Annotated in this window: 11 protein-coding genes and 1 pseudogene; 5 read left to right on the top strand and 7 right to left on the bottom strand. The window is 34.1% G+C overall.

Going from position 1 to position 14,320, the window contains the following annotated elements; genetic code table 11:
• Positions 1–161: 161 nt before the first annotated feature.
• On the bottom strand, positions 162–1,580 hold the full coding sequence (locus tag GQR44_RS06015; protein WP_166370292.1) for a DEAD/DEAH box helicase family protein: 1,419 nt from the start codon (positions 1,578–1,580) through the stop codon (positions 162–164).
• Between the two features lie 10 nt (positions 1,581–1,590).
• Complete coding sequence (locus GQR44_RS06010; protein ID WP_166370290.1) at positions 1,591–2,115, bottom strand: hypothetical protein; 525 nt, start codon at positions 2,113–2,115, stop codon at positions 1,591–1,593.
• Positions 2,116–2,265: 150 nt separating this feature from the next.
• Here GQR44_RS06010 and GQR44_RS06005 point away from each other — a divergent pair, with 150 nt between their 5' ends.
• Entirely contained in the window at positions 2,266–2,496 is a 231-nt protein-coding gene (locus GQR44_RS06005) for a helix-turn-helix transcriptional regulator (RefSeq protein WP_166370288.1), read from the top strand.
• Positions 2,497–2,632: 136 nt separating this feature from the next.
• On the opposite strand, the gene GQR44_RS06000 is transcribed toward GQR44_RS06005, so the two are convergent.
• Genes GQR44_RS06000 through GQR44_RS05985 form a run of 4 tightly spaced genes read right to left on the bottom strand, consistent with a single transcriptional unit; the run spans position 2,633 to position 8,543 of the window.
• Positions 2,633–3,976, bottom strand: coding sequence for a site-specific integrase (locus tag GQR44_RS06000; protein ID WP_166370286.1), 1,344 nt, complete (start codon positions 3,974–3,976; stop codon positions 2,633–2,635).
• A complete protein-coding gene (locus tag GQR44_RS05995) occupies positions 3,973–4,533 on the bottom strand; it encodes a hypothetical protein (RefSeq protein ID WP_166370284.1) in 561 nt (186 codons plus the stop codon). The genes GQR44_RS06000 and GQR44_RS05995 overlap by 4 nt, the downstream gene beginning before the upstream one ends.
• Positions 4,526–6,469: a hypothetical protein gene (locus tag GQR44_RS05990; RefSeq protein ID WP_166370282.1), complete on the bottom strand. Its 1,944-nt coding sequence runs from the start codon at positions 6,467–6,469 to the stop codon at positions 4,526–4,528. The genes GQR44_RS05995 and GQR44_RS05990 overlap by 8 nt, the downstream gene beginning before the upstream one ends.
• Positions 6,462–8,543: a hypothetical protein gene (locus GQR44_RS05985; RefSeq protein WP_166370280.1), complete on the bottom strand. Its 2,082-nt coding sequence runs from the start codon at positions 8,541–8,543 to the stop codon at positions 6,462–6,464. Before GQR44_RS05985 ends, GQR44_RS05990 begins: the two co-directional genes overlap by 8 nt.
• Positions 8,544–8,803: 260 nt before the next feature.
• Here GQR44_RS05985 and GQR44_RS05980 point away from each other — a divergent pair.
• A pseudogene (locus GQR44_RS05980) lies at positions 8,804–9,682 on the top strand (helix-hairpin-helix domain-containing protein); the annotation flags it as partial.
• A 131-nt stretch (positions 9,683–9,813) separates the two neighbouring features.
• On the top strand, positions 9,814–10,074 hold the full coding sequence (locus GQR44_RS05975) for a DUF5062 family protein (protein ID WP_166370276.1): 261 nt from the start codon (positions 9,814–9,816) through the stop codon (positions 10,072–10,074).
• Between the two features lie 145 nt (positions 10,075–10,219).
• Here the strand turns inward: GQR44_RS05975 and dsbB are convergent, their stop codons facing one another.
• On the bottom strand, positions 10,220–10,762 hold the full coding sequence (gene dsbB, locus GQR44_RS05970; protein WP_166370274.1) for a disulfide bond formation protein DsbB: 543 nt from the start codon (positions 10,760–10,762) through the stop codon (positions 10,220–10,222).
• Between the two features lie 222 nt (positions 10,763–10,984).
• Here dsbB and fadR point away from each other — a divergent pair, with 222 nt between their 5' ends.
• On the top strand, positions 10,985–11,695 hold the full coding sequence (gene fadR / locus GQR44_RS05965) for a fatty acid metabolism transcriptional regulator FadR (protein WP_166370272.1): 711 nt from the start codon (positions 10,985–10,987) through the stop codon (positions 11,693–11,695).
• 60 nt (positions 11,696–11,755) lie between these two features.
• Entirely contained in the window at positions 11,756–14,320 is a 2,565-nt protein-coding gene (locus GQR44_RS05960) for a DNA translocase FtsK (protein ID WP_166370270.1), read from the top strand.

Raw genomic sequence — 14,320 nt, 5'->3', positions numbered from 1 at the left:
TTTAACTTTGCAGTAATATCATCAATGCATAATTAGCGGATTTTAAAAGTGATTTTAATATGATTCATATTAACTCCGATTTTAGGTTATTGGCTACACTATATAACTTTAGTCTAATATAAATTAGAGATGATTCTTACACCACTTAAGCAGATTTAACATTAATTTTTAATGTTAAATAAATTCAATTCGATTGTTTCCAGCTTAAAGCGACCAAATATATTTACCATTTTGTCATAAGATTGAGTAAGCGGGTTTTTATGTTCTTGATGCTGAATTGAATCAAGTGAAGCTGTAAAATCATTAACTTCAAAAAATGTTGTATGTTTAACTTTGTTGTCCTCCAGTGATGCTTCATTGCAATTGTCATCAGGTGATTCACCATCTAGGCTAACATGCATTTTTTCAAATCTCACAATTCCGGCCTCCGCTGACACGTCTTCTCCAACACGATTTGCAAATTCAACAAGTTTAGGCTCAGCCGGCATATACATGACAGCTTCTTGATTAGCAGAACTTGTAATTCGCAATATACGCCCCAGTATTTGTCGATAATGCATTTCAGTTTTGATATTGGTTAGGTGGCAACAGACTTGAAGCCTCGGAATGTTAGTTCCTTCGCTAATCATGCCAACACTGATAATCCACCTTTCGCTACTACTACGATACTGTTTTATAAGATCTACTGATTCAGTTTCTCGGTAAGTAACAACAACTGCATTTTGATTAAAATTATTCGCTAATATGCCTTGTATTTGTTTGGCATGTAGTACAGAAGAGGCAACTATTAGCCCCCCGGCGTCAGGGTTTTCCAATCTTAATTCGTCTAACTTTCTATTTGCACTGGAAATGACATGCTCAATGACTTTTTCATTTTTAATAATGTCAGAGTATGGGAGGATTGAAGTGGATAACAAATCAAGGAAGCTAGTGAAATGCACTTTGTCTTCATTTTCTGTTACTGATATCTTGTCATTATCTATTGCTATAATTTGGGGGATGCGACAAACATTATCAGTTATTGCACTCTCCAGTCCATAGATGTAATCACATTCAATTTCATTCGTAATCCCGCAGTATTGGGATAATACAATTGGAGCAGCATCAGAACGCCATGGAGTACCTGTCAGTGCTATTGAATATTTTGCTTTATCTTGAATATTTAGAATTATTTGTTCACCCCAAGAATTAGCATCGTCAACACAAGATCCCTTGCAATGATGAATTTCATCAAAAATAACAAACACACGAAAACGTTTAAATAAAGACCAGAAATCATTATCTAGAAATTGCATATGTTGGTAGGTTAATGACTGCCCAATAGATCCTATTTTACCCTCAAAACATGCAAGGAATTTAGTTGATAATGACTCTTTAAAGTCATTGGCTACAATACTACTGGGCGAAAAGCAAATAACTAAGTCAATTTCATTATTGCTATACAATGTTTCACCTAGAGATGAAGCCATAAATGTTTTACCCGCCCCAGGCGTTGCTAATCCCAAAAAGTGTTTACCACCAGATTTAAATTTCTTTAAGGCTAGAGTAATACACTCTTGTTGCCATGTTCTTAACTTCATATAGGTAGCTCTATTTTTGTTGCTTAATTAAAATTTCGATGGCTTTTATTTTGCCTAACAAGCGAGCGTTTCTTTCTCTTACTACATTATATTTTTCTAATAATGAATCGTGCATTTTAGGGAACTCATTTCGTAAGTTCTTATATTCTTCAGCTTCCCCTAACCCCTCTAGTAAATCGGATTTATAACCATTTAAACGATTCGATAAATCATCAGAAACAGTATTAGCATTTTTCGTATTTACTGATTCAGCCTTATCAACTGCAACGTATTTGGTTTGTATATTTAATAACTCGACATCAAATAAGTCAGTTTTAACGTAGCTCGTGATACCTTTTTTAGTTGATACTAATTTTTTTAACCAACCCAGATTCACCAACTTTAATAATTCTGAATAAACAAACCGGCGTGCATCTGATTTATCCGTATCTTCATCATTTTTCAGTACTAGATATGCTGTTCGTATTTCAACAGCAGAAAAATGATCCATATTCGGGAAGGATAATATCTTTCCTATGTATTGGTCGAATACCACAATTTTATTCCTACACATTAAACAAAAAAGATAAGTTAAGTTAACAAATATAACACGAATTTACCATATATGAAAAGTTCTTTCCATATATGGTATCGTGGTGATTTCTTTTATATGAGATCATTTCCCTTTTCTGAGAGTCTTGTATAAATGGATGATTTTGCAAAAGTTTTAGGTACGCAGATAAAAATTATCAGGGTTAAAAAGGGGTTTACACAACAAGAAGTCGCTTTAAGAGCAGATCTTACTCCTAGTTATATGAGTAGAATTGAAAAAGGATCTGTATCTACATCGGTTGAAAAACTATGCAGAATTGCTCATGCAATGGAGTGCCTTCCGGCGGAGTTGTTGCCGAGTATTGAATTCACCATTGATAATTAGAATTACATATTTAGCTTATAGAAATTTGAATTCTGAATTATATTTTGGAATTGTTATTAGCGGTTGAAAAAAGATCGATGTGATTTTCACTAACCTTATAGATTTAAGGTATTAAACCCTTTAAAGGTGTGACTCTTTAGCTAAAAGTTTTATCGATGATTTTAGAAACATCTTGAGCAAACAGATCACTATCAATCATTCCTTGCTGGTAACTTTTTACTAGATTTACTACCCTCGTTAAAACCAACCTATGAGGCGAATTTATACCAAGTGGAATACTATATTTCTTGGAATTATATTCCGTTGCTAATTGCACATAAGTACTTAGTGTATCATTTGATGCATGCATTGTGAGTTTTCGCGTTGCATTCATTGCAACACTTAACATATTTGTCATTATTCCTAATTTTGCAATTTGTACTAATTTTTCTGCAACATTTAGTGTAATAAAGCGGTGACGAAATGAATGATTGGAAATATTTTTTAATAAAACACTGTATTTAGATTTATTAACTACGTTCGCGGTATAATTTTTAAGGTAATTTCTTTTTAAAGGTTTACCGTTCTTAATATTTACGAATAATTTATCATGTTTCATTTCTGGAAATTCTTCTTCTATGAAATTAATGTATGACATTAATATTTGAATCGTAGCATTTGGAATTTCTACAGCTCTACATTTGCCTTTATATTTCCCTTTGAGAATTGGTATATTTTCCAATTTAGTATATTCATCAGCATCCTTAAGGGGGCTGTAAATGCTTTTTATGCTTTCTCTACTTATGTCATAGAGTTCGTTGATTCTAGAACCTGTTGCATCTAAAAGGTAAGTTATTGCCTCCCAGCGTAAAATTATCCCTTCACTAGGATTTGGGTGCTCTTTTGTACAATGTATGGCATCTAACCAATGAAAAAGTTGGTCGTCGGATACCATTTCAACATCTGCATCATATGTTCCTAAATATTTAATAGAGTCATGTTCAATATACTCATTTATATATGTCGGAGTAGAATACTTTACAAATTTTATATGGACCTGATACTTTTTATCTGATTTTTCCTCAGATGTAATGAGAAAAAGTTCTTTGTGTTTTTCTTGGACAAATATTAAATATTGTAATGCAGAACGAACATGTTTTTTTATTGTAGCCTCATCGTTCGGGTAGTATTTTTGCAAATATTTAACATAGTTAAAAATTGTTGTATCTTCAATTTTTGTTAAAAGTATTGGCGTTTCAGCTTTGCTTTCAATGTAATTTAAAAATCTAGTTAGGCTTCTGGATTTAGCAACAATTGTTGAACAAACAGGCTTAATACCATAAATATTTACTCCACCAGAGTATTCCATCATAAATTCATTGGCTAACCAATCGAAGGAACCATCTTTATTGGTTATAAATGGATATTCTGAGTCAATAATGGGGCAGGTTATCTCTATAAGTGAAAGATCTGCTTTCTTAGCTCTATGGACCTTTCTCATTTGATAACCTTTAATCTTTTTTTATTAATAATAGATGATTGTTTTCTCAGTAGCTTATGGTAGGTGTCATTATCAAAGTCATTATTTTCAATGAATTGTTTTAATTGGCAGTAGCCTCTGTAGACTTCGACTACATTATTTTTTACTTCCTGTAACTCAATACTTAGTCTTAAATTTTTAGCCTTTAAGCTTTTTTTAGTTTCTTTACGAGAAGGTTGTTCATTTGATTCTAATTTACTTTGATCGTTAATTTCATTTTTTACTATTGCCTGATTTATATTCATAATAGCTTTTTTAAGATCTTCTGTGTAATCAGAGTTTGTAGATGAATTACCTGTAGTATAAGCGTACTTATAGACATAAAGTTCTTCGCATTCCCATTTGCAGACATTTCCTAGTGTTACATTATTATATTTATTCAACGATAGACCATAAGGCAGAACTTTATCCTTAATTGACTGATTAAGAATTTTAGTCTTATTAATTATGCTATTCGTTATTTTTTCTTTATTTTCGATGACTTCCGAAGAGGTTTCACCTTTAATATATTTAGCCATTTAAATTTCCTTCACTGAAATAAAAATAGATATTGTTGTTTGCTAACTTTTTAAAATGAACTTCTTCACCAGTATCCGCAATTCTTTTATTAATAGCTTCATATACAACGTCTTCAAGTTGCAAGTTAAGTTTTATTGAAGTTTTTTTGGACGTATCAATTATTTCTTTTAATTCACGATCCGTCTCAATTGATGACAGTAAAGCATTTGCTTGATTAACTAGATGTACTTTTGCAAGGTCTAACCAATGTTCGTCAGGAGACACTTCTGCATACGAAAAAGTGACCTTTAAAGAGTCTTGTCCAAGCATCCATGCTAATTCCTCAATACCACATTCATTAGTTAAATTGAAATACAAGACTGCAAATATTCTTCTAAGTTGATGTGGTGTACAGTACCAGCGCTCATCTGAAGATAGCGGGGTTTCACACCAATCAGAAAAAATATCTAGAAGTGTTTGGATGAAGTCTTTTCCTACTCCTTTAGAAATGCTGCCTTTTGAATTATTATTGTCAGTAGAAAAGAAACCAAATATGACCATGTTCTCTGTAAATAAGAATGAATCGCTTTCTGGTAGGTTTAAACCTCGTCTGCTATCTAGATAAAGAGATAGCTCTACCGCTTGAATTCCCCAATCATAGACTCTTTCGGGAATTGGCCTGCTAATGGTTTGTGATACTTGTGAATTTAAAGTTTTCATTTGTTCGAAAAATATCTCGTAAGAGTCATCCATTTCTGATGTCACAAAGGAGTTTTTCTTTAATAATTCGATAGATGCTTTTCTTGTAGCAAGAAAGGACGTTGAGAGAATGAAAATAGAAGCAAAACATAGCTGTATAGCTGTGATTAATGTCATGCCATTTCTATTAAATTCATCTTTAAAATCGTCGTTATCATAACGAAATCCAAGTTTTTTAATATTTAAAGGAATTAGTTCAATGGGTAATTTCACCGCATCCTGTATTATTTTATTTTTACTATCATTATTTAATCGGCTGTTTGACAACAATGTTGAATGTTTCAAAAAATACCCGTCAACTTCTTTTAAATATTCTAATAATGGTTTCGCGTAAACTGAATTGAATTCAGCTGCTTTAGCGATTAAATGAAATGCTGTGTCTAAAGGAATTATTGCTGTTTTTCTGAATGATTGAAAAATTTTGAACAATAGCGTTCCATCATTGAACATAGACAATGGAGAGAATGAAAATTTTGATTCTTGAATAACAGATGCTTTAAATAATAGTTCAATGTAATAAATAACATTATCGACAGTCTTGCTGTTTGGCAGATGAAGTTCTTCAATACCTCTTGTTTTATTTGCATCTGCAAACTCTCTTTTAGTAGTTGTTTTTGATATATATAAGGCTTTATTTTTGCTATTTGATATGCGTGACTTAAGTAGTGCAAGGTCTTGTTTAGTAAGACTTAGTTTTCGACGGAGTTTCTCCCAATTTTTTTTTGTTCCTAAAAAATTTGGGTTTGTAACTTCAGCCACAACTGCTGATGTCAGTTCAATTGTTGGAGCATAAGTTTTGATATAGTTAATAACATCATTTTGTGTTAATTGCGCCATACCAAGAATTGCAGGTTGTTTTTCAAGAGAGCGTTTTTCATTTATATAATAAATGAAATTTATTATATAATAATGTGATTGAACTAGTTGTCTGCTTTTTTTAATGTAACCTTGCTCAACGATAAACTTATAAGTTCTTTCTAGATCTTTTTTTAATAAGAGGAAATTATCATTGGTTAGCAAGCAGCCAGGAGCAATGGGTTTGTTGAAATACATTTTTGTAGTACCCGTTTGGGCATTCGATTCATTCTTTACGGTCCAATAATTAGGAGTTGATTCTATTAACCAAGTATAATTTTCAGACTCTTCAGTGCCTAGAACTTTATGTTCTTCATTGTTTTTTTCTGATTTATTAAGCATTATCAATATCCTGACCTAAAGTCCTTTTAGCATTTCTAAGCATTTTTTGAATTGCAATAGGGCCTCGGGCCGCTCTAGCTAAGGCATCTTTGCAAGTATTTATTACTCGTTCATCAGCTTTACATGAATAATTACTGTTTTTAATGAGGTTTATGGCATAAATAAAATTACTTTCAGAACAAATAAAAAACACTTCATTAGAATTTCCGGAACTACTCGGCTCTTTCTTTTTCATTAATTCAAATAACTCTCCTCCAAAATCTATATTTTCGAATATAGCTTGGACTCGGTTTTTATAGTCTTTTTCTGAAATATCTAGAATTTGTAATTTATCATCTAAGGTTGCAGTTGATAATATGAGGTACATTTCTTGAAAATTATTTATTTTTTTTCTATAAATAGCTTCTTGAAGGAACAAAGGGATGTATGTTGCTAATGCTGTTTTAACCTTGTTACCAAGGTATTGGCAAACTTGAATTATGTCACCATTTGTCGATAGATATATATCTACTGCTTTAGATGAACGAATCTTCATTAATGTAACTTTCGGTAGCTCTTCTACATCCGATAAATATCGAGAATAAAATAATGAAAAATTATGATCTGCGGATTTTGGTAGTTCTTTTATTCCATGATTACCTTCAAATAACCATAATCTATTGCTATTTAGATATTCAGAATGCTTAATTCGCGCTTTTAGTGCATATTGAAAACAAAAAGAAGCATTGATATCTTCCAAGTTGATTTTTTCAGGAGAGGCCATATTTGCTAGTTCAGAGGTTCTATTTTGAAGTTTTCGTTGGCGCCATTTTATTACTTTATATTCAACAGAACCGTCTGAAAGAACTCTTATATACTCTGTTTTTTTACCAGTAGGGTTAACTAAGGCTTTATAAAGAGAGGTTGGGTTTACGCCTTCTTCTTCAATAATTATCAGTTGCATAGCAGCACAAATCTCTGCTGTTAAACCATTGGCAAGTAATAGTTTTCTTCGCGTTATTCCACATTCTTTATCCGATTGCGTTATGTTGTAATTCGAAGCAAGGAGAGAAGATGTGGTATCAAATTTCTCTATTATTATCCTTAGACGATTATTCTCAGGAGAGTCATCAAGCATGGATATTTGTGTATGATAAAATATGTTGTAAGCACTTTTTACTACTTTTCTTGCGGTAGATAAGCAAATATCTAAGTTTCTCTTTAAGGACTCATGGTATTTTATTATATATTCTGAACTCGATATGATTTCTGTCTTGGAATGCATATTATGAATAGACAGAGAAGCGATTGTTGGATTGTTTTTTCTAGTTTTATTTGAATTTGCGGGTTTATCGAATCCTTTAGGTAATACGATGCTTTTGCTTATTATCTGGTTACGTTGTAATGCAGTAAATAGTTCTTTTGCTCTTTGGAATGAATGATATTCTGTCGTTGTTTGTTCTTTGTTAAGCGTTAATTCACTTTTGTAATTAAGCAAACCGTTCCTTATCGATTCATCAGTAAAACTTTCATTAATACAATTAATATTTTTTAGAGCTTTGACATAGATACTTAAATAGTTCTTTTCTATTTTTTTGCTAGATAAGTATGTTTTAACGAAAGAATAAAATTGCGTATTAGGACAGAACTTTTCAAGTAATATATGGTGAATCTTCGCTTTATCTTGAGGGGTCATTAAAAATAAATCGGACACATCATCCCAGTTTATCGTATTGCTGTTAAAGAAATACTTATAATCAAATAAAGTAAAAAAGAACACTTTAGCAATTTTAATTTTTGTTATTATCCTTTGTGAATTGGTCTCTTCAACCTCTAAATTATTAATATAGTTCTTTAGAGAATCTAATACAGTTAAATGGTTTGAATACTCATTTAATCTTAGCGTTAAATCGATTGATTTCAGTAAAACAATACACATAGATAATAAACATAGGGTATATGGATTGGATTTGACCGAGAAAAGGACATTACTGAGAAATAACTCTCCTATTTCTTTGTGAGGTATTAAAATAGAAACTTGGTTTTTTCTATTTTCAATATTACGTTTTACAGTTTCATTCTGAGGTGAATTCATCATATTTCCTATCAGTAATGTTTTTATCGAGTCTTAATACTGATAGTAAAAATGATCCTAATCGCCAACAACTTTTTAACAATATGCTGATTTGGCTTAAAATAACGTGATGCTAATCACGGTTTCCTTCTTGTTTTTTTTTGCAAATAGGTATATTTCGTTTTATCTTGAGGCTGGTCTACTTTTATTTGATTTATAAGGTTTTTAATTTCTTTTGTGTATAATCACGCCTATGTGAGGAAAAACGAACATGACATTCTGATGTGATCCCGCAGGTAGCAAGGGTGGTATTAGAACAACGTAATAGTGAGTTAACCCAAGAAATTATTTTTCCTGAAGCGTGTCCTGTTTGTGGCAGTGATGTTGAGCGTATTGAGGGAGAAGCGGTAACACGTTGTACAGGGGGCTTATTCTGCGAAGCGCAACGCAAACAAGCGATTAAACATTTTGCCTCTCGTAAGGCCTTGGATATTGATGGGTTGGGCGATAAATTAGTGGAATTGTTAGTTGACCATAATATGATCAAAGATCCTTCTCAGCTTTTTTCGTTAACCGCTCAACAGCTGGCTAGTTTGCCTCGAATGGGGGAAACCTCGGCGAAGAAACTAGTAAATAGTTTACAACTAAGCAAAAAAACTACACTCGCGCGTTTTTTATATTCCTTAGGCATTCGTGAAGTTGGAGAAGCAACGGCCGCTAATTTGGCTAATCATTATAAAACCTTACCCGCTATCATTGCCGCAGGTATTGAGTCATTAAAAAGTGTTAGCGATGTTGGAGAGATTGTCGCTAAACATCTTTACTATTTTTTCCGCGAAGAACATAACTTAACAGTTGTTGAGCAGTTATTAGCAGCCGGTGTACATTGGCCTAAGATACAAGAAGTTGATCAAAGTGAGTTATCTTTATTAGATAAAACCTTCGTTATTACGGGTAGCTTTGATGCTATTTCGCGCAATGATATTAAAGCGGCTTTACAAGCATTAGGCGCTAAAGTTGCTGGTAGTGTGTCCAAGAAAACAAATACTTTGGTTGCAGGGAGCGCTGCTGGATCTAAATTAACTAAAGCAACGGAATTAGGGATTGAAATTTTAGATGAAGCTGCAATATTAACGTTATTAGGTAAAACAGCCGATTAATAACATTATTTAATGAGAATCTTGTAACTCATTCACAAATAGAAGTTTTATTTGTGAATGATACTTTATATTAGTGTTTGTCGGTGTTAAATATAAAGAAAGGTTGGTTTACGGTAAGTAAAGGAATAAGTATGAAAAAGATTAAAAATGAATCTCAGTTATTACAACATGCCACCAAGCTTGGCGTCGCTTATGCCCTTAAACGAGGTTATGTGGGAATTGATAAAACAACCTCTGCAAAAGATAAGCAAGAATGTATTTACCGATTACTCGTACAAGATAAGCTAATTAACCCATTAAATGAAGGCGATGAAAACACAGCCAATATTCGTCACAAATTAGTGGTGTGGATAATGAAGAATTTGCCTGCAGATCATTCATTATTAAAATAATTATATACAGCATTCGTTGTCACTTGTAGATCATTAACAAGTGACAACAGGTGCTGCTTTTAAAGTGCTATTATCTTTTTATTTCACTTATATGACTTTTTATCTCTCTTATACGAAACGCATTACTTACAAAAAAAAGAGAACGTTATTTAATGGTTGATGCTTTTGCAGGTAAAATAGCAGTGACTGCGACCACTACGAAAATCACAACATAAATAGCAAAACTCAATATCAACCATTGCGGCATCGAGTAACCCATAAATTGCCAAACTATATCTGAACAATCACCAGTAGGGTTAAATAACCAAGGCATAAATTCATGTAATGGTAACCACTCTGGAAAATTAGGGAAAAAATCACAGGTAGCAAAAGGTGATGGATTCATTTGATAATCTACATGTTCAACTGCTAATAGCAATCCCCATACTGATCCAACAGCCCAAACAGAAAAAGCGATTAAACGTACTAATAAATAACTTGGTGCAGAAGCCCCAATTAGGCCCGCGAATATGATAGCTAACATAGTGATACGTTCATAAATGCACATAACACAAGGTTCAAGCTTCATCACGTGCTGAAAATAAAGGGCTGACAACTCTAGCGCCAATGCACTAAATGCCAGTAATAGCCAAGGCCAGCGTCGCAATGAAAGGTTTTTTAAATTGGGTGAAAGGGAATTTGAGCTCAATGGTTTCTCCTAATAGAATATTTCAATCCACGGAGCGACATTGTACTCCTTAAAAGTTCATTATAAACAGCGGATTACTGTGTTAAATGATAAGGTTATAAATGTCAGTGTGATATAGATCACATTTGCTTATTTGCTAATACTGTTTTTCTAAACAGTCAGCATCGAATACAATGAATATGTTAATATGTCGCCATACGATATTGGAAAGTCAAAATACCCATGATAATGAAAGCGAAAGGCCCTGCAGACGTTGCAGAACAATACTTAATTGAGTCTATTTGGAATGGGTCCATTCCGATCCATTCAGAGTTACCAGCAGAAAGATTGCTTGCGGATAAAATAGGTGTCACACGCACTACGTTACGCGAAGTACTGCAACGTTTATCAAAAGAAGGGTGGATCACCATCCGTCATGGTAAGTCCACTAAGGTTAATGATTTCTGGGAAACATCAGGTCTTAATATTTTAAGTACAATAACGCGTTTAGATAAGGAACATCGCGGCGATTTTATTGACCAACTAATGTCTGTACGGACCAACATAAGTACCATTATTTTAAGAATGGCAGCCAAACATAATAGTCAGAGTGTGATTGAGTTTTTAGAGGATATTCCCTCTGCAGATGCAAGCAGCGAGGTCTTTACTGAATTTGATTATCGCTTTTATCACCATGTTGCCGTGTCATCAAATAATATGATTTATGTACTGATCTTAAATGGATTACAGGATTTGTATCGTAAAGTGGGTACTTTTTATTTTTCTAACAGTGAAGCTAAGTTAATCGCATTATCTTTTTATGCTGATATTAAAACAGTATTCGAACAGGGTGATGGTCAGCAAATTATGCAAATAGTGCGAGAATCTGCTTTTGCAAGCGGTAAAATATGGCTACGTTTACGTGATCAATTACCAGATAATTTTTTAGATTAAAGTCGTTTTATTTTTTTTCGTATATGCCATTCAGCATTTTTTATAGTTAGGGTTATTTTCTTGTCAAATAGCAAATTATTAAATCACCTGTCAGGGGTGCAAAAATTATTAGAAGTTGGGATCATTGTTAGCGCATTTGTCGCCATATTCATTACTTTATCCTTATTTACTTTTTCTCCGGTAGACCCAAGTTGGTCGCAGCAGCAATGGGTAGCTGAAATTCAAAATTCTGGCGGCCGAGTGGGCGCTTGGATTGCCGATATTTTATTCTTTGGTTTTGGATTTTTAGCGTATTTAATCCCCGTTATTATTGTCTCTTTTGCATGGGCTATTTTATGGAAGCCGACGTTTAATTTTGATGTCGACTTTTTAAATTTGAGTTTACGTATTGTCGGTTTTATTTTTACCTTCTTTAGCTTAAGTGCCTTAATTGCACTCAACGTCAATGATTATCTGTATTACCCTTCGGGCGGTTTAATCGGAGACATCCTAGCGCAGAGCATGTTGGGCTTTTTTAGCTTATTGGCCGTTAACCTTATTTTGCTTACTTTTTTAATCTCTGGAACAACCTTATTATTCGGATTTTCTTGGATACGTTTAATTGATGGTATCGGTGAGCACACTTTAAATGCCATTGAGTGGTTAGGAAACTTACCTGAGACGATTAAACAAATGAAACAGCAGCGCTCAGAAGGTGATCAAGACCGGTTAGCTGAAAAATACCAATTACAACAACAGAAGTTAGAGAAAAAACAACAAAAGCAAGCTATCAAAGAGCAGAAAAAATTAGCGGCACTTAGCGAGAGAGATACAGATGAAGAAGAGGTTGAAAATATTGATTTTTCAGGTGTTCAGAATGATATAGAACAAGATAATAATTTGTTTATGGGCACTTCTTTTGTAAATGAGAATGATCATGAGTCAGTAGATTTAAGTATTGATAATATTGATTGGCAAGATGATCGCCTCTCGGAACAAGAGGCAGTAAGTGAATCACCTTTAGCCAGTAAACCATTATCAACCAGTCAACCTAAGCAACAATCGCAGATGCCGGCAAAGGCAAAAGTTGATTTCTCTCATCTACCAGAGCATGCACGTCCGCAGGAACGCTTTGTGGTTGATAAAGATATCGCACCTTTACCAAGTATTGAATTACTAGATAGACCTGATAAAAAGATTAATCCTATTTCCCAACAAGAATTGGATATAGCTGCGCGTTTAGTTGAAGCAAAATTACTTGAATTTAAAATTAAAGCGGATGTAGTGAATGTTTTACCTGGGCCTGTGATCACGCGTTTTGAACTGGATTTAGCACCCGGTATGAAAGTCAGTACGGTCAGTAGTTTAGAAAAAGATTTAGCGCGGGCTTTGTCTGCAATGAGTGTGCGTGTGGTAGATCAAATCCCAGGTAAGTCCGTGATTGCATTGGAGCTGCCAAATCGACACCGTGAAATTGTTTATATATCTGAGGTGTTAGATTGTACTAAATTTAATGAAAGTAAATCATCATTGACTATGGTACTAGGTGCAGATATTTCTGGTTTACCTGTGGTGGTGGACTTAGCTAAAATGCCACACCTTTTAGTGGCGGGTACGACGGGTTCTGGTAAATCGGTTGGGGTTAACTGTATGTTAGTCAGTTTATTGTATAAATCTTCTCCAGAAGATCTACGCATGATCTTGATTGACCCTAAAATGCTTGAGCTAAATGTGTATGAAGGTATTCCTCACTTATTAACTGAAGTTGTTACTGATATGAAAGATGCCGCTAATGCATTGCGTTGGTGTGTCGGTGAAATGGAACGTCGCTATAAACTTTTAGCTGAAATCGGTGTCCGTAACCTAGCGGGATATAATACCGCGATTAGAAAAGCAAAAGCTGCAGGTGAGCCTATTTTAGATCCATTATGGAAACCTGGTGATAGCATGGCAGAAAGTGCACCGGAACTAGAAAAATTGCCTGCTATCGTAGTTGTAGTGGATGAGTTTGCCGATATGATGATGATTGTGGGCAAAAAATGTGAAGAGTTAATTACGCGTATTGCACAAAAAGCACGTGCGGCAGGTATACACTTAATTTTAGCAACACAACGACCATCAGTTGACGTTATTACTGGTTTGATTAAAGCCAACATTCCAACGCGAATTGCTTTCCAGGTGTCGAGTAAAATTGACTCTCGAACGATTCTAGGTCAACAAGGTGCTGAAACCTTATTAGGTCATGGTGATATGTTATATATGCCACCGGGTGTGGGTGTACCAACACGTGTTCATGGTGCTTTTGTAGATGACCATGAAGTGCATAAAGTAGTTGCTGACTGGAAAAAACGTGGTCAACCAAATTATGTACAAGAGATTCTAGCCGGAGATGCGGATTTAGATGTGCTATTACCGGGTGAGCAAGCCGAAGGAGAGGATGAAATTGACCCATTATTTGATGAGGTGGTTAATTTTATAACTGAAACACGTAAAGTGTCTATTTCAAGTATTCAACGTCGATTCCGTATTGGTTATAACCGTTCGGCTCGTCTTGTTGATCAATTACAAGCGCAAGGTGTGATTAGTGCGCCGTCAGGGGCTAATAGTAATCGTGAAGTGCTAGCTCCAGCTCCTATTAAGGATTAA

Origin of the sequence: Psychromonas sp. SA13A, from assembly GCF_011378715.1 — a bacterium.
GTDB lineage: Bacteria > Pseudomonadota > Gammaproteobacteria > Enterobacterales > Psychromonadaceae > Psychromonas.
The sequence above is the reverse complement of the archived record's forward strand: the minus strand, read 5'-3'. Positions and strand labels throughout refer to the sequence as shown.